A 19736-nucleotide genomic window follows, 5' to 3' on the forward strand; every position below is an offset into this window, starting at 1 on the left:
CCGGCGGACCCGTTCAGCGGTCCACCGGGCGCCGGGCGCGCAGGCGGACCGCTGAACGGCTGCCGACGGCCGACCGCCAGTCCTTCAGCCGGTCGCGCCATTCACGGGCCGCGGGGAACCGTTCGCCGACGGTCGCCGCGGCCCGGTCCCGCAGCGCGGCCCGTGACATATGCAGCTTCAGCAGCGGTTCCAGGGTGTACGGGGCGAGCAGCAGCCGCTGGTTGGTGACCGCTTCGGGGCGCCAGTGGTTCTTGTACGGCTCCTTGCCGCGCAGCAGGCTCATCACCCGGCGGCCGGTACCGGCCGCGAGATCGGCGTCGTGCCGCAGCAGCATGGTGGTGACGTCGACCTTGCGCTCCCGCAGCCGGGGGTCCGCCCCGTACAGATAGCCGCCCGAGAACCGGCCCGACAGCAGGGCCACGCTCGCGGCGACGACCTCCCCGTCCAGCCGGTACTCGGTCAGGGCCGCGTCGCCGTCGCGGACCATGCGGCGGGTGGCCCGGACGAGGTGCTCGGCGAACCGGGGCCGCAGATGCTCCACGGTCACCCCGCGTCCCCGCCACTGGAGTTCGTGGAGCCGCAGCAGATGCCCCATGGCCTCCGGGACGCCGTCCTCGCCGACGGTGATGTCCTCGATCTCCAGTGCGTCGATCTTCCGCAGCTTGGCCCGCACCCGCTGGGCGCGGGCCGCCGGGAGCCGTTTGACCAGCTCTTCGATGGGGCCGGCGGGCAGTTCCAGACAGACGGAGTCGGTGAGCCGGGCCCGGGCGCCGGTCCACCGCGCGTACAGCTTCTCGGCGGCGGCGCCGGGCCGGACCTCGCGGAGGTCGATCACCGCGTGCCGGGCGGCGCGCTGGAGCCCGCGCTCCAGTGCGTCGACGGCCGCGTCGGCGGCGGCCGGATCCGTACCGTCGGCGTCGTCGACGAGGATGTCGGAGTAGTCGGAGATACCGCCGCCGAGGGAGACGAGCAGCGGCATGGGCCGGTGCACCAGCATCAGCGGCGCGGCGGCCACCAGCCGTCCGCCGCGGCGGACGAGGACGATCCGCAGCCGCCCCCCGGTGCCGTAGGACAGCCACCACGACTCCAGCCAGGCGTGGCTCTGGAAGGGGGTGGCGGTGGAGCAGCGGCGCTGGAGGTCGTCCCATTCGGGCCGCAGCAGGGCGAAGGTGCGCTGGTCCCGGCAGAGGGTGACGGTGAAGCCGTGCGGCTTCCGTTCCGCCGCGGCCATCAGACGCGCTCCTTCCCGGCCGCGGAGCCCTGAGTGGCGGGCGCGGGTACGGAGGCGGGCGCGGGCCCGGCCGGTGCGCGGCCGGTGCCGTCCCCGGTTCCGTCCTCGGCGCTGCGGTGCCGGACCCGGGGCCGGACCAGCAGCACCAGACCGCCGATCAGACCTCCGGTGGCGGCGCCGACGGCCGCGCCGAGCGGTACGGACGGCGATACGGGCTCGGCGGGCGGGATGGCCCGCGAGAAGCTCAGCAGCTGGACGCCGGTGTTCTTGGCGACCTGGTTGCCGCTGACGAACACGGCGTCCGCGACGGCGTTGGCGATATCGGCGGCCTCACCGGGTCGGTCCGATGTGCCGGTGATCGCGATCATCGGCGAGTCGGGCGAGGTCTCGGTCCGTACCCGGCTGCGGAGTTCCTGCGCGGGCATCGCGGCCGCGACCCGGGCGTAGGCGATGGTGGAGTCGCTGGTGGCGATGCGCCCGTAGGCCTGAGCGAAGCCGAGGGCGGCCCCGGGCTGGGCGTCCTTGCCCGTGACGGCGACGACGAAACTGGTGGCGGCGTACTGGGGGGCGGCGAGGAGTCCGTACGCGCTCCCGCACAGGGCACCGGCGGCGGCGAGCGCGGGCAGCGGCCACCAGACGGGCAGCCGCCGAACCCGGTCCGCGGCCCACCGCAGCGGCACCGGCCGCCGGGGCCGGGCGGCCGGCGGCACCGGTGCCGGTTCGGTGCGGTCGGTCTTCCCGGCCCGCTCGGGCCCGCGGTCCCGGGGCTCCGGGCGCTGGGTCTGCGAAGGCTGCGAAGGCTGCCCGGTCTGCGGCTTGCTCATCGGTGGACTCTCTCGGTCGGATCGGTCTCGGTTTTCTGCCGGGGCAGGTTTCGGCCCCGCGGGTCCGGGGGGTACGGCCGGTCCCCGGCGAGCACGCGCTCGTACACCTCGGCGACGAGGCCCGCGGTCCGGCGGATGTCGTAGTGCCCGACGCCGCCGGGGGCGGTACGGCTCCGCGGCGGCCGCCGGGCGGCGAGTTCGCGGACGGCGGCGGTGAGGGAGGCGTCGTCGTGCCCGAACCGGACGGCTCCGGGCACCAGTTCGGGCGGCAGGTCCTGGACGGCGGGGCAGGTCCGGTACAGCACGGGCAGCCCGGCGGCGAGCGCCTCGACGACGGCGAGCCCGAAGGCTTCGTCCCGGGAGGCGGAGACGAAGGCGTCGACGGCGCTGAGGACGTCGGGGACGGTGAACCGGAGACCGGGCCCGGCGGGCGGCCCGGACCCGGCGGGGGCCCCGGTTGCGGCTGCGTCGCCCGCTTCCGTCCCTCCCGCGGGAAGGGCGGCTGCGGCAGCGGGTGTCCCCGGCTCGCCGGTACCGCCCGGGCCGGCGCCGGCTGCGGGCGCCGAAACCGGGGCCCCCGCGGCCCGGACGCCGCCGTCGGGCCCGCCCGCCCGGACGCCCCCGGGCTCCGTGGTGACGGCCGCTCCGGGATACGTGTCCGCCGAACCGCCGAGCCCGGCAGGACCCCCGCCCTCGGCGTGACCGGCCACCGGACCGCAGCCGCCCGGACCGGAGCGCACGGCAGGGCCGCCGCCCGGCGCCGGGCCCGGCGCGCAGTCGCCCAGGAAGCGGACCCGGTCCGCCACGCCCAGCTCCGCCGCCAGCCTTTCCAGGGCGGGGCCTTCGGGGCCGTCGCCCGCGATGACGACCGTGACGGCGGGCACGGCCGCCGCCGTGCGGATCAGGGCGTCGAAGCCCTTGCCGGGGACCAGCCGGCCCACCCCGCCGAGCAGATACGCGTCCGGGGCGACGCCCAGACCGGCCCGTACCGCCGACCGGGCCGCGGGGTCGAAGCGGAACTGCCGCGCGTCGATGCCGTTGGGCACCGTATGCGTCCGCTCCGGCGGGACGCCCCACCCGGCCAGCCGGGCCGCGACCGTGTCCGAGACCGCGACCGTGGCCGCGCCCAGGCGTTCCGTACCGCGGTACAGGGCACGGGTCCCGCGGGTCAGCGGCCGGCCTTCGATCTCGCGGTCGCCGAGGGAGTGCTCCGTCGCCACGACCGCCCGCACCCCCGCCAGCCGGGCCGCGATCCGCCCGTACACGCACGCCCGGTACAGATGGGTGTGGACGAGGTCGTAGCCGCCGTCCCTGATCAGCCGTACGAGCCGGGGCAGCGCGGCCAGGTCGCGGTTGCCGCGCATACCGAGGTCGGTGACCGCGATCCCGTCCGCGCGCAGTCCGTCCGCGACCGGCCCCGGGTTGGTGAGCGTCACCACGTCGCAGGCGTAGGGAAGGTGGCGCAGCAGCAGCCGCAGCTGCTGCTCGGCGCCGCCCGTGCCCAGACCGGTGATCACCTGGAGCACCCGGGGGGCGGCCGTCATCGCAGACCCGCCCGGTGGCCGGCCCGCTTCGCCCACAGCCGGACCGCGCGGTCGGCCTGGCTGATGTGCGTACGGGGCAGGGCGTAGGGGCCGCCGAGTCCGGCGGGCGGGCGGATCGCGCAGCCGTAGGCGTACCCCGCCGAGCGCACCGCCGACGCGACCCGGCCGTCGACCGTGCCGTACGGATAGCAGAAGCCCTCCGGATCGCGGCCGGTCACTTCGCGCAGCCAGAAGCGGCTGCGGAGGGTCTCCTCGCGCAGGGCGTCGTCGTCGAGCCGGGTGAGGTCGACGTGGTAGAGGCCGTGCGAGGCGATCTCGGTACCGGCCGCGACGGCGGTACGGATCCCGTCCTCGTCGATCAGCGGTCTTCGGGGGCCGTCCGGGTCCCAGACGTTGTCGCCGCCGAGCCGCCCCGGCAGCACGAACAGCGTCGCGGTGCAGCCGTGGCGGCGCAGGACGGGCAGCGCGCCGTCGGCGAAGTCGGCGTAGCCGTCGTCGAAGGTGAGGCCGACGAGCCCCCGGCCGCGGCCCTGCGCACAGGCCCGCAGCAGGGCCGCGACGGACACCCCGGTGAGTCCGCGGGCCCGCAGCCAGCGGAGCTGGAGGTCGAGGCGGTCGGGCGAGACGGCGATGCCGTACGGATCGTGTGCCGGGTCGGAGACCGAGTGGTACATCAGGATCCACGGCCGGCGGACGGCGGTGGCGACCGGCGCGGCCACGGCGGTGAGGGACAGCTCGGCGGTGGCGGTGGCGGTGGCGGGAGTCTGGTTGCGCGGTGGCGCCGTGTCAGCGGACATGTCGGGCGATCCTCTGTCGGATGAGAGCCAGCAGATGGACGACTTCGGGGGCTCGGACCGCGAGCCCGGTGACGGTGAAGACGGCGGGGACCAGCAGACAGCCCACGGCCAGACTCGGCAGCGCCGGTTCGATCGTGCCCGCGGCGAGCCGTCCGGCGGCGGCGGCGCACCCGGCGGCGAGCGCGAGCCGCCCGAGTGCCGGGGTGATGGCGCCGACCCGGATGGGGACGACCCGGGAGCCGAGGCCGCGCAGCAGGAGCAGGGCGGTGGTGGAGATGCCCGCCGCGTTGGCGGCGGCGATGCCGTAGACGCCCCAGGGGCCGGCGGCGGCGGCGCCCGCGGCCACGGTGACGACGAGGCCGGCGGCCATCGCGGCGGCCGGATACCAGGTGGGGCGGCCCGCGGAGAAGAACGGCCGGCCCAGCGCGCCGACGAGGGTGTGGCCGAGGAGCCCGGCGGCGTACACCCGCATCACGGTCGCGGTGGTCTGCGTGTCCTGGGGGCCGAACGCGCCGCGCTGGAAGAGGACCTCCACGATCTGGGGGGCGTAGCCGACGATCAGCGCGGTGCCGAGGAGGACGGTCAGCCCGGCGAGGGCCAGATCGTTCTCGACCCGGCGGCGGGCCCGCTCCCGGTCGCCCTCCGCCATGGCCTTGGCGACGGCGGGGAAGGTGACGGTGCAGAACATCAGGGAGAGCACCATCGGCATCTGCGCGACCTTCTGCGCGTAGTTGAGATGGGAGATCGCGCCGCTGGGGAGGGAGGAGGCGAGGAAGCGTTCGACCAGGACCTGGGACTGGCGGCTGACGGCGAAGAGCACGATGGGGGCGAGGAGGGCGCCGACGGCTGCCGCCGGGCCCGCCGGTGGTGTGCCGGGCGCTGTGCGGTGCGGGCTCTCCGGCTCCGGGTGAGGCTCGTTTCGCCCCGGGGCGGTCCGCCCGCCAGCCGTGGGCGGCGGGTCGCGCAGTTCCGGCCCCGACGACCCGCGGGCCCGGACGCCCCGGAACCTGCCCGTGCGGACACCGGAGCGGGGGTGCGGGACCGAGTGCTTTCCCGGAGGGATCCGGCGGAGCGTCACCTCGCGGACGAAGAAAGGAAGTTGCACCAGGACCATCAGCGCCCCCCCGAACGCGACCCCCGCCGCCGCGGCCCGGACCCCCCACAGGCCGGTCAGGGCGATCGTCGTGGCGATGATCCCGGCGTTGTAGGCGATGTACACGCCTGCGGGCGGCATAAAGCAGCCGTGGGCGCGGAGCGCCGCGCTGAAGTAGCCCGCGATACCGAAGCTGAGCACGGTCAGCGCGGTCAGCCGGGTGCATTCGACGGCCAGTTCCGGATCGGCGAAGCCGGGCGCGAGCGCGGCCACGAACCAGGGGGCGAAGACCAGCAGCAGTCCGGTCGCGGCGGCGAGGACGGCGAACAGCTTCGGGAAGGTGTGGCGGACCAGTACGCGTACCGGGTCCCCGCGCAGCGCCCCGCCGTCCGGCTCCCCGCCCGCCGCAGCGCGCCGGGCCAGGGCATGGCTGAACGCGGGGACGAGCAGCAGCGCCATGGCGTCCTCGATGAGGAGGGTCGCCGCCATCTCGGGCACGGTCCAGGAGATGAGGAAGGCGTCGCTGTCGACGCTGGCGCCGTAGATCCGGGCGATGGTCTGGTCGCGTACGAGGCCGAAGAGGGCGCCCGCGACGGTGAGTCCGGCGGTGACCGCGGCGGCGCGGGCGAGGACGTTGCCGAGCCGGGAGGGTTCGGCCGTGGCGGAGGCTTTCCCGCGGGTGTCCACGCCGGTCATCCGGCCGTACCGGATCCGCGGCCGGCCCCGGGGCCTGGCGCGGTGCACGCCCGGGCCCGGTCCCCGGCCCGTGCCCCGGTCCCAGTGGCCGGCCCCGGCACCCGTCCGGCGCGGACCGGTTCGCCCAGCGGCGCCAGCGCCCACCGCGCCGCCAGGCCGAACACCACGCCCGTCAGCACGGTCGAGGGGCCGCCGATGTCCGCGTACAGGAAGTCGACGGTCTGCCAGAGCGTCAGCGCCACCGCCGCGAGACCGCAGTCCAGTGCGCCGCGCCGGACGAGCAGCCGCCGGACACCGCCGACCAGCAGGGCCGCCCAGCTGCCGGTGAAGGCGACCGCGCCGATCAGCCCCTGTTCGCTGAGGATCAGCAGATACATGTTGTGCGGCGAGAGCAGCGGCTGGCGCAGGAACTCCTGTCCCGCGCCCGCGGTGTCGCTGCCGGAGGAGAGGCCGATCGTGGCGTGGGAGTCCCGGTGGTCGGGGAAGCCCTTCAGTCCGACGCCGGTCAGCGGATGCTCGCGCCACATGCTCTCGGCGGCGGCCCACATCGTGTACCGGTCGGTGACCGAGCGGTCGGGGGCGTCGGTGACCTGGGTGATGCTGCTGAGCCTGGCGCCGATCATCGCGGAGCCGACGCCGAAGCCGCCGACCAGGACGACGGTCGCGGCGACCGCGACGGCCAGCACCGTGAGGGCCCGGCGGACCCCGGCGAGCGTCAGCATCGCCAGCGCGGCGACGGCGGTGGCGATCCACGCGCCGCGGCTGAAGGAGAGCCCGAGGGGGACGACGAGGAGGACCGCGGCCCCGGCGGCGGCCGGGCGCAGCGGGACCGGGGCGCCCTTGGGGGTGCGCAGGGCGAGGGCGGCGGAGGCGAGGAGTCCGTACGCGACGACCGTGGCCATGCCCATGACGTCGGTGGGGCCGAAGGTGCCGACGGCCCGGATGTCCTCGCCCATGTACGAGGCGCCGGTACCGGTCGCGTACTGGTGCACCCCGATCGCGCCCTGGACCAGCGCCAGGACGACCAGCGCCCCGGTGACGGCGCGGAAGTCGCGGGCGTCGCGCACCAGCAGCACCACGGCCGCCGGGACGAGGACGAAGACCTGGAGGTAGCGGACGAAACCGGGCACGGCGGCCAGCGGATCGGCGGCGGTGACGGTGGCCAGGGCGATGGCGACGGCGGGTGCGCCCACGACGACGGCGGCGGTACGGCTCAGCGGGCGGCTCCGGGTCCGCAGCACCCGGGCCAGACAGCACAGGACGAGCACCCCGGACGCGTAGTCGGCGGGCCCGAGCCCCCCGCCGCCCGCAGCCGGGACGGGCAGCGGTACGGCGAGCAGCAGCACCGTCACGACCAGGGGGAGCAGCTCCCACGGGATCAGCCTCGGCGCCGGGCCGCCGAGGGGACGCGGCCGTGGCGCGGTCCAGGGCACGGCCATCGTCAACTGCCTCCGAGCCGGAAGAGGGAGACGGCGGTACGCGCCATGATGCAGAGGTCCTGCCAGGGCGACCACGTCTCGATGTAGTGGTTGTCGAAGCGGGCCCGCTCCTCGATGGAGGTGTCCCCGCGCAGTCCGTGGACCTGGGCGAGTCCGGTGATGCCGACGGGCATCCGGTGGCGGGCGGCGTATCCGGGGTGGGTGTGGCTGAACCGGCCTACGTAGTAGGGGCGTTCGGGCCGGGGCCCGACGAGGCTCATATCGCCGCGGACGACGTTCCACAGCTGGGGCAGTTCGTCGAGGGAGGTCCGGCGGAGCACGCTGCCGGTGGCGCTCATCCGGTGGTCGTAGGCGATGTTCCAGCGGGTGGCGGACTCGTGGTCGTCGGCGGGGGCGAGGGTGCGGAACTTCAGCAGGGTGAAGGGGCGGCCGTCGAGCCCGATGCGCTCCTGGCGGAAGATCACCCCGGGGCCGTCGGAGAGGCGTACGGCGAGGGCGCAGACGGCGAGTACGGGCGCGGCGGCCAGCAGCACCAGCCCGGCGAGCACAGTGTCGATGACCCGTTTCACGGCGCGGGCGACGGGCCGGTGGAGCCCTCCGTGCAGCGGCTGTACGGCGAATCCCCACAGATGGTCGGTGCTCGCGGCGCGGTACCAGCGGTTTCCGCTGGTCGCGCCGCCGTCGACGAGCCACTGCCGGACCCCGGCGCGGGCGAAGAGGGCGACGAGCGCGGCGGACTCGTGGTCGGTGCCGGGCTGTTCGGTGAAGACGGCGTGGCGTACCGCGTTCTGGACGACGGCCCGGCGAACGTCCTCGGCGGTGGTCAGCAGCGGCAGGGAGCGGGCGGGGTCGGCGGGCCCGCCGCCGACCAGGCCCACCGGCCGCATCCCGTAGCCGGGGTGGTCGGCGAGGGCGGCGGTGACCTGGGGTGCCAGCGGTCCGGTGCCGATGACGAGGACGGAGTGGGGCCAGCGGGCCGCGGCCAGCCTGCGGGTGGCGTACAGCAGGGCGCGGGCCCCGGCGCACAGCACGGTCTGGACGGCGACGGCGAGCGCGAGCACGGCCTTGCCGACGGCGAGGGAGGCATCATAGGCGGCCACGGCCTCGGCGAGCAGCAGCCACTGGAGGAGCGCGAGCCCGGCGACGGCGGGGATCTCGGCGAGCGCGGAGGGCGAGAGCCGGGGCCGGTAGAGGCCGCGGCAGGCGTGGGCGGCGGGCTGGACGAGGAGAGCCGGGACGAGGAGGGCGGCGGGCCACGGCAGCGACGGCAGCAGCAGGGCGGCGGTCAGCCCGAGCGCCAGGGTGTCGGCGGTGAGCAGACCGGCCGCGGGCCCGTAGCGGGCGGCGTTGCTGCGCCGGACGGCCCGCGCCGCGCGGTGGCGGTGGCGGGCGGTGCGGCGCGGCGGGTGCAGGGCCGTGACCGCCGAGGGCACGGCGACGGCGCGGTGGTGGGGTGCGGGGGCGCTCTCCGTCGTCATCGCCTGGTGCGCTTTCTCGTCTGGTGGGGCGGCTTGGGGGGCGAGCTGAGCAGATCCTGGTAGAGCCCGGAGACCGCGGCGGCCGTCTGCCGTACGTCGCAGGTGGCCCGCATATGGGTCTGTGCCTCGCGGCCGAGGCGGGCCCGTAGCTCCGGGTCGGTGAGCAGCCCGGTGAGGGCGGCGGCGAGGGCCCCCGGATCGTCCGGGGGTACGAGGCCGTGGAGGTCGTGGCCGGGCGGGAGGCTCTCCCGGGCGCCGCTGACATCGGTGACGACGACCGGCAGTCCGCAGGCCATGGCTTCGAGGGGGGCGAGCGCCATGCCCTCCCAGCGGGAGGGGAGAACGACGGTGTCGGCGGCCCGCAGCCAGGGGCGGATGTCGTGGATGGCGCCCGCGAACCGGACCCCGGGCGGGGCGAGCCGGGTGAGCGCGGCGCGGTCGGGGCCGTCCCCGACGAGGACGAGCCGGGCGCCGGGGACGGCGGCCCGGACCGCGGGCCAGGCGGCGAGCAGCACGTCCTGGCCCTTCTGGCGGCAGAGCCGGCCGACGCAGAGGACGACCGGCGCATCGTCGGGCACCCCGGTCAGCTCGGGCAGTCCGGCGCGCTCCCGCAGCCGGTCGTGCCGTTCGGCGGGCGGTAGGGGCCGTCCGCCGGGGAGCCCGTCGCCGGGTTCGAAGTGCCCGAGGTCGACGCCGTTGCGGATGACGGCCCAGCGGGCGGCGATCCCGGCGCTCTCCCCGGCCCGCCGTTCGGTCTCGCTGACGCAGAGCGTCCGGGTGGACCAGCGGGTGCCGTACCGCTCCCAGACCCGGGCCAGTTCGGCGGCGCGCCCTTCGACGGCGTCGAACGACCAGGCGTGCGGCTGGAAGACGGTGGGCACCCGGCCGCGGACGGCCAGCCTGGCGACCAGACCGGCCTTGGCGCTGTGGGCGTGCACGAGATGCGGACGGCTGCGGCGGATCAGCCGGGCGGCGGTCCACACCTCCCGCGGCAGCGCGGGTCCGGGGGCGCGTCCGGCGGGCCAGGAGTGCACCCGGGCCCCGGCCTCGGCGGCGCGCTCGGCGAGTTCGCCGCCGGGCGGGCAGGCGACCTCGGCCCGCAGGCCTTCGGCGATCTGCGCCCGGACGAGGTCGGTGACGACGCGGGCGACTCCCCCTTCCACCGGCTGCACCAGATGGAAGATCGTCAGTTGGCTCGGCTCGGTCCGGTTTCTCTGCGGCACGTGCGGCTCTCTTGGTACATGGGCGGATCAGGCTCGGGGCGAGCAGCGCCGCGCGGGGAATCTCAGCGGCGGGTGTCTGCCTGCACGAAGAGAACGCCGAGGGAGTATCCGAGGTTTTCGGTCTCGAAGCGGAAACTCAAACTGGTGACCCCGGACACCAGTGCGGCGCCGATATCGAAAACATCCGAGTCATATCCGAGGGTGTTGCTATGGGCAGGTTGTCGTACCAGTGGATTCCCGGGTCCGGTGATGGTGGAGTTCATCAGGTCGTCGGCCGGATTTCCGGCACCTTTGAGGTCGAACGTCTTTCCGGTGTCCGTACGGATACGGGCCCGGTCGCCGGTGGTGCCGCGGTCCCCGTCGTATCCGGCGAGGCCGGCGATCCCTTCGGCTCCGGCGGGGATCCGGAGTCCGGTGAGGGCGATCTCGTACGCCGGGTTCGCCTTGTTCAGGGTCTGGAACCCGTCCCAGAGGGCGAGGTGGCGCAGGGGCGCGGCGGGGTCCTCGTAGGCGACGGCGAGGGTCCAGCCGCCCCAGGCGCCGGTGCCGGAGTGGCCCATGGCGACGTTGATCTGGGCGACGGTCCAGAGCCCCGAACCGCTGCTGCGGACCAGCGGGGTGATGTCGGCGGAGGCCTGGAAGGCATCGGCGCCGTCGGCGTCGCGGTGGGCCATGGGGGTGTCGGCGAGGACCTCCTTGTAGCGTCCGCCGGGTTCAGCGATCAGTACGCGGCCGTTGTCCTTCGGGGGCTTCTGCTCGCCGACCCGCAGATTGCCGCCCCAGTACAGCCGGGCGTAGCTGACCTGGGCGCCCGGCGGCAGGGTGAGCCGGGCGCGGCTGGAGTTGTAGGTGTTGGGGTCGTCGTCCTCGTCGACGTAGAACATCTCGTAGTCGCCGTTGACGCCGTTGCCGCCCCGCTGCACCGCCGCGCAGGGGGTGGCGCCGGTGGTCTCGGGGGTGCGGCAGGTGATGGCGGCGTTGGCGGTACGCACGATCCCGCCGTGCTGGACGGCGTGGTAACGCTGGGTGAAGGGGAGGCTCGGCGACTCGGGCTGGTCGGACCGCCCGACGGCACCGGCACCGCCCCCGGCGAGCGCGAGGACGGCAGCGGCCCCCAGCAGGAGAGCAGCGCCCCGGACGCCCCTGGTGGTGCTGCCCGCCGAGTTCGACATGAGGCGCCTCTCCCACTCGGTCAAGATGACAAGAACAGGAGTGTGCACTTTGGCAGATGAACCGCCGGTAATCACGCCGGACGCGCCTTGTGCCACTGCCTCGGCAACGCACGGCGGCCCCCCGTTAAAACCTTCGGGTGATTCGACGCACCCTTTTTCTCCGGTACTCGTTATGGCGTTTTCCCGTTCCTCGGCCGGGTTGGGCGATAACCCCCGGGCGGGGCCGTCGTTGTCCACGGTGACGGCGGCGAGGAACGCCGCCGGAGAAAGGGATGCGAAGAGATGAAGTATTCGTCGAGGGTTGCCGTGATCATCGCCGGTTCGGTGGCTGCGGTCGGCGCGGCGGCACCCGCGATGGCCGCGACCGCAGCCCCGCCGGCCATGCCGCCCATGAGCCTGAACGGCGGTCTCACCCAGCTCGTCGAGCAGTCCCCGCTGCTGAACGGCGGCAGCGGCAATGTCGTCAAGGACGCGGCGGAGACGGCGATGCAGCTCAACAGCATCAAGGGACAGGCGCCCGAGCGCATCCTGAAGACCGCCGCCGGAGCCACGCCGATGCTGGGCGGGATCTCGGTCGGCGGCTGACGGACGTCCGGGTACGGGGAAGGGGCGCGGCCGCAGCGGCCGCGCCCCTTCCCCGTACCCGTCCCGTACTCCGGTCCGCTCCGCATCCGGATACCTCACGCACCGGACGGCGGCGGAAAAAGGGTGGTGCCCCCGGCAAGGAGCCGGGGGCACCACCCGTGACGCGCTGTGGCGGACGTCAGGCGTTGGCGCCGGTGTTGCCGAAGGCCGGGTTCAGCAGCCCGATGACGTTGATCGAGTTGCCGGTGACGTTGACCGGCACGTGCACCGGGACCTGGACCACATTGCCGGACAGGACGCCCGGGGAGTTGGCGGCGGCGCCGTTCGCGTCGCTGCTGGCGAACGCGTTGCCGGCGGCGGCACCCGCGGCGAGTCCGGCGGTGGCGAGCACCACGGCGGCCTTCTTGGCAGTGTTCATGGGAGATAGCACCTTCTGTTCGATGTTCTGCCCTGCGTAAGGGCTCACACAGATCGAAACGGACGATGCGCGGCGGGGACACGGGCGACATGTCGGGGGACCCCCATTCGGCCCAACGACCACCCGTTTCCGGCCCCCGGACCCGGCCACCGCGGTCCGGTCCGACCAGGGCGTGTGCGCCATTGGGGTGAACCGGGAGAACCAAACTCGGCGGCCCCCTGTTGTCAGGTCGCTCCGCTAGTGGGCATCCACGAGACAGAAGGACGGAACATGCTCAAGAAGGTTATGGCGACCGCGGTGGTCGGCCTCTCCGTGGTGGGCGCGGGTGCCGGGCAGGCGATGGCCATCGGCGACCACACGGGCACCACCTCGGTCAGCGGCAACGGCGCCTCGCAGTCCTACGGCAACGCCGAGACCTACGGCGACATGAGCCCCCAGCTCAGCCTGGTCCAGGGGTCGCTGAACAAGCCCTGCATCGGTCTGCCGCTGAAGGCCAACGCCGGCTCCCTCGTGGGTGTCCTCGTGCCGGTCGCCGTCCAGGACATCCCGATCCTGTCGGCGCCGCAGAACCAGCAGTGCACCGAGAACTCGACGCAGGCCAAGGGCGACGAGCCGCTCTCGCACCTGCTCAGCAACATCCCGGTCCTCTCGGGCAACGGCGTCGCCAACAGCTGAGGCGGCCCGCCACAGCGGACGGCACGAAGCCCCCGGCACCCGCCCGGTGCCGGGGGCTTCCCCTTTTTCCGCCCTTTCCGCGCCGGTGCACCCCGGAATTGCAGAATCGTTTACTCGAAAACCCTGCTCCGACTGCCTCATCATTTCGAAGGAATCCGTCCGACGGGAATTCACTCGGCAGATGGGTGAACGAACCTCGGCAGACGACCGTCGGAACTGCTTCAATAAGCCCGCGGACCGTGGAATCGGATCCGTTCCGGATGCCTGCCTCCAGCCGGCGGCGCGTTGCGTCGTGGGGCAGTCGTGCTTCCAGTTGGCATGGCGCATCCGGGGACGAATCGCGATCCGCCGTATCGGAGGACGGGACCGTCCACGGTCCCCCCTCCGATATTCCGGGCGTCGACCATCCGGCCGTATTACGGCTTTCGGGTGAACGCGCGGAACCAAACGGATCGGGGGCAGTTGATCAGTCTGCTCCACGATCGATCGTTCATAGCGAAAAGGGAACATCAAGTGATCAAGAAGATTCTGGCCACCGCTGCGGTCACCGCGTCGATGGTGGGCGCCGGCGCCACGGTGGCCGCTCCGGCCATGGCCATCGGCAACGACAACGGCACCACGTCCTTCAGCGGCAACGGCGCCTCGCAGAGCTACGGCAACGCCGCCACGCACGGCGACATGAGCCCGCAGATGGCCCTCGTCCAGGGTTCGCTGAACAAGCCCTGCATCGGCCTGCCGGCGAAGGTCAACGCCGGTTCCCTCATCGGCCTCGTCCCGATCGCCGTCCAGGACGTCCCGATCCTGTCGGCGCCGCAGAACCAGCAGTGCACCGAGAACTCGACGCAGGCCAAGGGCGACGAGCCGCTGTCGCACATCCTCAGCAACATCCCGGTCCTCTCGGGCAACGGCGCCGGCAACAGCTGAGCCATCCGTCCGTGAGTTGTGCCCCCGAGCGTTCGACGCCCGGGGGCACACCCCTTTTCCGGGGCATTTACCCGGACCGATTCGCATACGAGTGAGATTTCCTCAGGTCGCTATAGGCGAGGTTTCCTGGCGGGAACCCAGTCGTTACTAGATCTGCGGGGGCGCCATGGAACAGAGGACTGTCGGCGCAGCGCACGAGGGTCGTGCCTGCGTTCAGTGCCGCCGCTGAAAGGATCGAACGATGAAGCACAAGAAGGCTGCCGCCACCGTTGCGGGCATTCTGCTGGCGTTCAGCGCGGCCGCCCCGGCCGTGGCCGACTCGAATGCCAACGGCGCCGCCGCCAACTCCCCCGGCGTCCTGTCCGGCAATGTGATCCAGGTCCCGATTCACATTCCGGTCAATGTCTGCGGCAACACGGTGAACATCATTGCGCTGCTGAACCCGGCCCTTGGCAACGCCTGCGTGAACGGCTGATCCTTCACCGGTCATGAGGAATGGGAAACGGCCGGTCCACCGGCCGCCGGACCAGGGGCCCCGGGGTGCGTCGCCGCATCCCGGGGCCTTTCCCCGTCCACGCCCGGCGGCGGGCGAACCCCCGGCGGAATGGGCCCGCGCCCGACGCCTCCCCCGTACCCCGGATTACCGGCCCGGGGGCGACGTGGGCTAAAACACTCGGCGAGCGGCGACCGACGGTCGTAAGCTCACGCACATGCAGGTGATCCAGTCGACGAAGCTCGCCAATGTCTGTTACGAGATCCGCGGTCCGGTCCTTGAGGAGGCGATGCGGCTGGAGGCAGCAGGACACCGGATCCTCAAGCTGAACACCGGCAACCCCGCGGCATTCGGATTCGAGTGCCCGCCGGAGATCCTGGAGGACATCCTCCGCAATGTGGGCGGGGCCCACGGCTACGGTGACGCGAAGGGGCTGCTCTCGGCGCGGCGCGCGGTGATGCAGCACTACCAGACCAAGGGAATCGACCTCGATGTCGAGGACATCTACCTGGGGAACGGCGTCTCCGAGCTGATCCAGATGTCGATGCAGGCGCTGCTCGACGACGGGGACGAGGTACTGGTACCGGCGCCGGACTATCCGCTGTGGACGGCGTCCGTCTCGCTGGCCGGCGGCACCGCGGTGCACTACCGCTGCGACGAGCAGTCGGACTGGATGCCCGACCTCGCCGATCTGGAGCGCAAGATCACCGACCGGACCAAGGCCCTGGTGATCATCAATCCGAACAACCCCACGGGCGCGGTCTACGACGACGAACTGCTGCGCGGGCTGACCGAGATCGCCCGCCGCCACCGGCTGGTGGTCTGCTCCGACGAGATCTACGACAAGATCCTCTACGACGGGGCGACCCACACCCCGACCGCCGCGATCGCCCCGGACCTGCTGACCCTCACCTTCAACGGGCTCTCCAAGAACTACCGGGTCGCCGGATACCGCTCCGGCTGGCTGGCGGTCTGCGGCCCGAAGGCGCATGCCGCCTCCTATATCGAGGGGCTGACCATCCTCGCCAATATGCGGCTGTGCGCGAATATGCCCTCCCAGCACGCCGTGGCCACCGCACTGGGCGGCAGGCAGTCCATCGAAGACCTCGTCCTGCCGGGCGGGCGGATACTGGAACAGCGCGATACGGCGTACGACCTGCTGACGCAGATCCCCGGGGTCACCTGCGTCAAGCCCAAGGGCGCGCTCTATCTCTTCCCCCGGCTGGACCCGAAGGTCTACAAGATCAAGGACGACCGGCAGATGGTCCTCGACCTGCTCCGGGCCGAGAAGATCATGGTGGTCCACGGGACGGGCTTCAACTGGCCCGAACCGGATCATTTCCGGATCGTCACCCTGCCCGCGACCAAGGATCTGGCGGACGCGGTGACCCGGATCGGATCGTTCCTGGACGGCTACAGCCAGCACTGAGCCGAACCGGTCCCCCCTCCCTCCGGTCGGGCAGACCGGGCCGGATTCCGACCGGGACGAACTTTAGACTCAATCCAAGGTAGGATGGTCTCCTGACAGTGAGCAGGAGGCCATCTTTATGTACGAGCCGATCCGCACCAGGTCTGTCCACTCGATGGCCGACACCGCCGCGTTTCCGCATCGCTCCCGCGAGGAGGAGCTGGACATCCAGCTCGCCGGGCATCTCTCCGCTCTGCTGGCGGTCACCGACGAGCTGGCTCTGGACACCGCGGCCGACCGGATCGCGGTCCAGGTCGCCCGGCTGCGCGGGGCGCCGCCCGCCCGGCATGCGGCGCTGAGCGGTGCCGATCCGGTGGCGCTGCACCGCAGGGCGCATACGCTCGCCGGGCGTGCCCTGGTCGTCGCCGCGTCCCGGGCCGATACGGCGGTGGCGATCCTGGCCGCCGAGCGGATGGACGCCCATGCCGCCGCCCTCGGCAGCGCGGAGCTGGCGGCGGCCTGAAACGTACGGCACGGAACTGCGGGGAACCGAGACCTCGTCCACCCCGGTGGGCGGGGTCTCCGCGTTGTCGACAGGCACCGGTCCCGCCCCCGTACGGCAGACGGGGCCGGGGAGAGCTGCCGCGGTCGGAAGCCGCTGCCGGGGCCCCGCCGGAACACGCCGGCCCCGGCGCCTGGTCGGTAGGCGTCGGGGCCGGGGGCGGCGGACCGGTGAGGACACTCCACAGGTCAGGGCGGTGTGGTCGGCAGGACCGCCGCGGACGGGGACCGGCGCGTTCGTGCGCGCCCGTACCCGGTTCATGGGGTCAGCCCAAGCGGGCCACCAGCGCGCGGTACTCGGCCCACAGCTCCTGCGGCGTGTGGTCACCGAAGGTGTTGAGGTGCTCGGGGACCAGGGCCGCCTCCTCGCGCCAGACCTCGGGGTCGACGGTCAGCAGGAAGTCGAGGTCCTCCCGGGACAGCTCCAGGCCGTCGGTGTCCAGGGACTCGGCCGTGGGCAGCACACCGATCGGGGTCTCCACACCGTCGGCCCGTCCGTCGAGGCGCTCGACGATCCACTTCAGTACGCGGCTGTTCTCGCCGAAGCCCGGCCAGACGAACTTGCCCCGGCCGTTCTTGCGGAACCAGTTGACGTAGTAGATCTTCGGCAGCTTCGCCGGGTCCGCGTTCTGGCCGACCTTGATCCAGTGGGCCATGTAGTCGCCCATGTTGTAACCGCAGAACGGCAGCATGGCGAAGGGGTCGCGGCGCAGCTCGCCGACCTTGCCCTCGGCGGCGGCGGTCTTCTCGGAGGCGACGTTCGCGCCGAGGAAGACGCCGTGCTGCCAGCTGAAGGACTCGGTGACCAGCGGTACGGCGGAGGCCCGGCGGCCGCCGAAGAGGATCGCGGAGATCGGGACGCCCTTGGGGTCCTCCCATTCGGGCGCGACGGTCGGGCACTGGGCGGCGGGGACGGTGAAGCGGGCGTTCGGGTGGGCGGCCGGGGTGCCGGTGGCGGGCGTCCAGTCGTTGCCCTTCCAGTCCGTCAGACGGGCCGGGGTCTCCTCCGTCATGCCCTCCCACCAGATGTCGTTGTCGTCGGTGAGGGCGACATTGGTGAAGACGGCGTTGCCCCAGAGGGTCTTCATGGCGTTGGCGTTGGTGTGCTCGCCGGTGCCGGGCGCGACGCCGAAGAAACCGGCCTCGGGGTTGATCGCGTACAGCCTGCCGTCTTCGCCGAACCGCATCCAGGCGATGTCGTCGCCGATGGTCTCCACGGTCCAGCCGGGGATCGTGGGCTCCAGCATGGCGAGGTTGGTCTTGCCGCAGGCGGAGGGGAAGGCGGCGGCCACATACTTGGGGGACTTGGGGGACTCGGCGGACTCGGCCCCGCCCTGCGGCGGGGTGAGCTTGAGGATCAGCATGTGCTCGGCCAGCCAGCCCTCGTCACGGGCCATGACCGAGGCGATCCGCAGGGCGTAGCACTTCTTGCCGAGCAGGGCGTTGCCGCCGTAGCCGGAGCCGTAGGACCAGATCTCGCGGGTCTCCGGGAAGTGCGAGATGTACTTGGTGGAGCTGCACGGCCACGGAACGTCGGCCTCGCCCTCCGCGAGCGGGGCGCCGAGGGTGTGGACGGCCTTGACGAAGAAGCCGTCGGAGCCCAGCTCGTCGAGGACGGGCTGTCCCATCCGGGTCATGGTGCGCATGGAGACCGCGACATAGGCGGAGTCGGTGATCTCGACGCCGACGGCGGAGAGCGGGGAGCCGAGCGGGCCCATGCAGAAGGGGACCACGTACATGGTGCGGCCGCGCATGGCGCCGCGGAAGATGCCGTTCTCGCCGGCGAAGATCTCCTTCATCTCCGCCGGGGCCTTCCAGTGGTTGGTCGGCCCGGCGTCCTCCTCCTTCTCGGAGCAGATGAAGGTGCGGTCCTCGACGCGGGCGACGTCGGTGGGGTCCGAAGCCGCGTAGTACGAGTTCGGGCGCTTGACCGGGTCCAGTCTGGTGAAGGTGCCCTTGGCGACCAGCTCCTCGCACAGGCGCTCGTACTCCGCCTCGGAACCGTCGCACCAGACGATCCGGTCGGGCTGGGTGATCGACGCGATCTCGTCGACCCAGGCAACCAGTGCCTTGTGGGTGGTGGGGGGAGGGGGGAGGGTGCCGAGGGCCCCGGGGCTGTGGGGGGCGTTCCCGGAGAGCACAGCGTCGCGCGCCACGATCGCTCCTAGTCGAGGGTTTTTTGAACTGTCTGCCCCGTGGGGGCTGCGACCCGGACGCAGCTTGCCGCTCATCCGGTGCCGACCGCACTCATCTGATCATCCGTGGCCGGTGCCCATATGTCCAGGGGGCAACTCACGTGAGCATCGCCACGTGTCGCGGACACCGCGGGGGACGGGCGGACGCTCCGGTTGCCCGGCGGGCTGGCTACCATCGCCTTATGACGCCTGCATCGCCCGACGCCCTCTCCGCGACCACGGCGACCTCGATACCGTCTCCTCCGGCGAAACCGAAGCTGCGCGGCTGGCTGCACGCCGGAATGTTCCCCGCGGTGCTGATCGCCGGACTGGTACTGACCGCTTTCGCCGGTTCCCCCCGGGCCCGGGCCGCCTGTGCCGTCTACGTCCTGACCGCCTGTCTGCTCTTCGGGGTCAGCGCGCTGTACCACCGGGGCAACTGGTCGCCGCGCGGCGAGGCCGTGCTGCGGCGCCTGGACCACGCCAACATCTTTCTGATCATCGCGGGCACCTATACCCCGCTGACGATGCTGTTGCTCCCCGATTCCACCGCCCGGCCCCTCCTCTGGGCGGTCTGGGCCGCCGCGGTGGCCGGGATCGCCTTCCGGGTGTTCTGGGTCGGCGCGCCGCGCTGGCTCTACACGCCCTGCTATATCGCGATGGGCTGGGCCGCGGTCTTCTTCCTGCCGGACTTCCTGCGCACGGGCGGTATCGCCGTTCTGGTCTGTGTGATCGCGGGCGGACTGCTCTACAGCGTGGGCGGGGTGGTGTACGGCATCAAGCGGCCCAACCCCTCACCGCGGTGGTTCGGCTTCCACGAGGTCTTCCACTCGTTGACACTGGCCGCGTTCGTCGTCCACTACGTGGGCATCTCCCTCGTGGCCTACCAGGCGTAGTCCCTGCCGGGGGCTGCGTCTCCACGAGACCCGCGACGGCCGTGGCGCTCAGGCGCCACGGCCGTCCGGGTACCCGGCCCGGGTTCGGCACACGCCCGCGAGCGT

At 72.8% G+C, this 19736-nt stretch carries 18 protein-coding genes; 7 read left to right on the top strand and 11 right to left on the bottom strand.

All coding sequences use genetic code 11. The features are described 5' to 3' along the window. Window positions 1-13 precede the first annotated feature (13 nt). From ACIQ9E_RS06310 to ACIQ9E_RS06350, 9 genes are all read right to left on the bottom strand, one after another. Entirely contained in the window at window positions 14-1231 is a 1218-nt protein-coding gene (locus ACIQ9E_RS06310) for a GNAT family N-acetyltransferase (protein WP_403702692.1), read from the bottom strand. Then, on the bottom strand, window positions 1231-2055 hold the full coding sequence (locus ACIQ9E_RS06315) for a lipopolysaccharide biosynthesis protein (protein ID WP_403702695.1): 825 nt from the start codon (window positions 2053-2055) through the stop codon (window positions 1231-1233). The genes ACIQ9E_RS06310 and ACIQ9E_RS06315 overlap by 1 nt, the downstream gene beginning before the upstream one ends. Continuing rightward, a complete protein-coding gene (locus ACIQ9E_RS06320; protein ID WP_403702698.1) occupies window positions 2052-3599 on the bottom strand; it encodes a glycosyltransferase in 1548 nt (515 codons plus the stop codon). Before ACIQ9E_RS06320 ends, ACIQ9E_RS06315 begins: the two co-directional genes overlap by 4 nt. After that, window positions 3596-4396, bottom strand: a complete 801-nt coding sequence (locus ACIQ9E_RS06325; RefSeq protein WP_403702701.1) for a polysaccharide deacetylase family protein — start codon at window positions 4394-4396, stop codon at window positions 3596-3598. The genes ACIQ9E_RS06320 and ACIQ9E_RS06325 overlap by 4 nt, the downstream gene beginning before the upstream one ends. Beyond that, window positions 4386-6185 carry a lipid II flippase MurJ gene (locus ACIQ9E_RS06330; RefSeq protein ID WP_403702704.1) on the bottom strand — a complete coding sequence of 600 codons (1800 nt, stop codon included), beginning with the start codon at window positions 6183-6185 and terminating at the stop codon, window positions 4386-4388. The genes ACIQ9E_RS06325 and ACIQ9E_RS06330 overlap by 11 nt, the downstream gene beginning before the upstream one ends. After that, the gene (locus ACIQ9E_RS06335; protein WP_403702707.1) at window positions 6182-7624 is read right to left on the bottom strand and encodes an O-antigen ligase family protein; all 1443 of its coding nucleotides are present in this window, start codon (window positions 7622-7624) and stop codon (window positions 6182-6184) included. Before ACIQ9E_RS06335 ends, ACIQ9E_RS06330 begins: the two co-directional genes overlap by 4 nt. A gap of 2 nt (window positions 7625-7626) precedes the next feature. Next, window positions 7627-9102: an exopolysaccharide biosynthesis polyprenyl glycosylphosphotransferase gene (locus ACIQ9E_RS06340; protein WP_403702710.1), complete on the bottom strand. Its 1476-nt coding sequence runs from the start codon at window positions 9100-9102 to the stop codon at window positions 7627-7629. Beyond that, window positions 9099-10325, bottom strand: a complete 1227-nt coding sequence (locus ACIQ9E_RS06345; RefSeq protein WP_403702713.1) for a glycosyltransferase family 4 protein — start codon at window positions 10323-10325, stop codon at window positions 9099-9101. The genes ACIQ9E_RS06340 and ACIQ9E_RS06345 overlap by 4 nt, the downstream gene beginning before the upstream one ends. Window positions 10326-10387: 62 nt before the next feature. Continuing rightward, on the bottom strand, window positions 10388-11497 hold the full coding sequence (locus ACIQ9E_RS06350; protein ID WP_403702715.1) for a DUF3344 domain-containing protein: 1110 nt from the start codon (window positions 11495-11497) through the stop codon (window positions 10388-10390). A 282-nt stretch (window positions 11498-11779) separates the two neighbouring features. Here ACIQ9E_RS06350 and ACIQ9E_RS06355 point away from each other — a divergent pair, with 282 nt between their 5' ends. Beyond that, the gene (locus ACIQ9E_RS06355) at window positions 11780-12082 is read left to right on the top strand and encodes a hypothetical protein (RefSeq protein WP_403702718.1); all 303 of its coding nucleotides are present in this window, start codon (window positions 11780-11782) and stop codon (window positions 12080-12082) included. A 178-nt stretch (window positions 12083-12260) separates the two neighbouring features. On the opposite strand, the gene ACIQ9E_RS06360 is transcribed toward ACIQ9E_RS06355, so the two are convergent. Beyond that, window positions 12261-12500, bottom strand: a complete 240-nt coding sequence (locus ACIQ9E_RS06360) for a chaplin family protein (protein ID WP_403702721.1) — start codon at window positions 12498-12500, stop codon at window positions 12261-12263. Window positions 12501-12770: 270 nt separating this feature from the next. On the opposite strand from ACIQ9E_RS06360, the gene ACIQ9E_RS06365 reads away from it, so the two are divergent. The 5 genes from ACIQ9E_RS06365 (at window position 12771) to ACIQ9E_RS06385 (ending at window position 16523) form a co-directional block, all read left to right on the top strand. Next, window positions 12771-13175 (top strand): rodlin, encoded by a 405-nt coding sequence (locus ACIQ9E_RS06365; protein WP_040914627.1) that lies wholly within the window; start codon window positions 12771-12773, stop codon window positions 13173-13175. A gap of 513 nt (window positions 13176-13688) precedes the next feature. Further along, window positions 13689-14099, top strand: coding sequence for a rodlin (locus ACIQ9E_RS06370; protein ID WP_403702724.1), 411 nt, complete (start codon window positions 13689-13691; stop codon window positions 14097-14099). Window positions 14100-14340: 241 nt separating this feature from the next. Then, complete coding sequence (locus tag ACIQ9E_RS06375; RefSeq protein ID WP_403702727.1) at window positions 14341-14574, top strand: chaplin; 234 nt, start codon at window positions 14341-14343, stop codon at window positions 14572-14574. Between the two features lie 235 nt (window positions 14575-14809). After that, on the top strand, window positions 14810-16021 hold the full coding sequence (locus ACIQ9E_RS06380) for a pyridoxal phosphate-dependent aminotransferase (protein WP_403702730.1): 1212 nt from the start codon (window positions 14810-14812) through the stop codon (window positions 16019-16021). Window positions 16022-16139: 118 nt separating this feature from the next. Further along, a complete protein-coding gene (locus ACIQ9E_RS06385; protein WP_403702733.1) occupies window positions 16140-16523 on the top strand; it encodes a hypothetical protein in 384 nt (127 codons plus the stop codon). Between the two features lie 304 nt (window positions 16524-16827). Here the strand turns inward: ACIQ9E_RS06385 and ACIQ9E_RS06390 are convergent, their stop codons facing one another. Continuing rightward, window positions 16828-18702 (bottom strand): phosphoenolpyruvate carboxykinase (GTP), encoded by a 1875-nt coding sequence (locus ACIQ9E_RS06390; RefSeq protein WP_403702963.1) that lies wholly within the window; start codon window positions 18700-18702, stop codon window positions 16828-16830. A 236-nt stretch (window positions 18703-18938) separates the two neighbouring features. On the opposite strand from ACIQ9E_RS06390, the gene ACIQ9E_RS06395 reads away from it, so the two are divergent. Further along, window positions 18939-19631 carry a hemolysin III family protein gene (locus ACIQ9E_RS06395; protein WP_403702736.1) on the top strand — a complete coding sequence of 231 codons (693 nt, stop codon included), beginning with the start codon at window positions 18939-18941 and terminating at the stop codon, window positions 19629-19631. Window positions 19632-19736 lie beyond the last annotated feature (105 nt).

It is taken from the genome of Streptomyces sp. NPDC094448, assembly GCF_044763775.1.
In the GTDB taxonomy this organism is placed as follows: domain Bacteria; phylum Actinomycetota; class Actinomycetes; order Streptomycetales; family Streptomycetaceae; genus Streptomyces.

Bases quoted from the DNA above. Each gene is read 5' to 3' on its own strand.
- ACIQ9E_RS06310 (WP_403702692.1), bottom strand. From the start codon at position 1,231: ATGGCCGCGGCGGAACGGAAGCCGCACGGCTTCACCGTCACCCTCTGC.
- ACIQ9E_RS06315 (WP_403702695.1), bottom strand. From the start codon at position 2,055: ATGAGCAAGCCGCAGACCGGGCAGCCTTCGCAGCCTTCGCAGACCCAG.
- ACIQ9E_RS06320 (WP_403702698.1), bottom strand. From the start codon at position 3,599: ATGACGGCCGCCCCCCGGGTGCTCCAGGTGATCACCGGTCTGGGCACG.
- ACIQ9E_RS06325 (WP_403702701.1), bottom strand. From the start codon at position 4,396: ATGTCCGCTGACACGGCGCCACCGCGCAACCAGACTCCCGCCACCGCC.
- ACIQ9E_RS06330 (WP_403702704.1), bottom strand. From the start codon at position 6,185: ATGACCGGCGTGGACACCCGCGGGAAAGCCTCCGCCACGGCCGAACCC.
- ACIQ9E_RS06335 (WP_403702707.1), bottom strand. From the start codon at position 7,624: ATGGCCGTGCCCTGGACCGCGCCACGGCCGCGTCCCCTCGGCGGCCCG.
- ACIQ9E_RS06340 (WP_403702710.1), bottom strand. From the start codon at position 9,102: ATGACGACGGAGAGCGCCCCCGCACCCCACCACCGCGCCGTCGCCGTG.
- ACIQ9E_RS06350 (WP_403702715.1), bottom strand. From the start codon at position 11,497: ATGTCGAACTCGGCGGGCAGCACCACCAGGGGCGTCCGGGGCGCTGCT.
- ACIQ9E_RS06355 (WP_403702718.1), top strand. From the start codon at position 11,780: ATGAAGTATTCGTCGAGGGTTGCCGTGATCATCGCCGGTTCGGTGGCT.
- ACIQ9E_RS06360 (WP_403702721.1), bottom strand. From the start codon at position 12,500: ATGAACACTGCCAAGAAGGCCGCCGTGGTGCTCGCCACCGCCGGACTC.
- ACIQ9E_RS06365 (WP_040914627.1), top strand. From the start codon at position 12,771: ATGCTCAAGAAGGTTATGGCGACCGCGGTGGTCGGCCTCTCCGTGGTG.
- ACIQ9E_RS06375 (WP_403702727.1), top strand. From the start codon at position 14,341: ATGAAGCACAAGAAGGCTGCCGCCACCGTTGCGGGCATTCTGCTGGCG.
- ACIQ9E_RS06380 (WP_403702730.1), top strand. From the start codon at position 14,810: ATGCAGGTGATCCAGTCGACGAAGCTCGCCAATGTCTGTTACGAGATC.
- ACIQ9E_RS06385 (WP_403702733.1), top strand. From the start codon at position 16,140: ATGTACGAGCCGATCCGCACCAGGTCTGTCCACTCGATGGCCGACACC.
- ACIQ9E_RS06395 (WP_403702736.1), top strand. From the start codon at position 18,939: ATGACGCCTGCATCGCCCGACGCCCTCTCCGCGACCACGGCGACCTCG.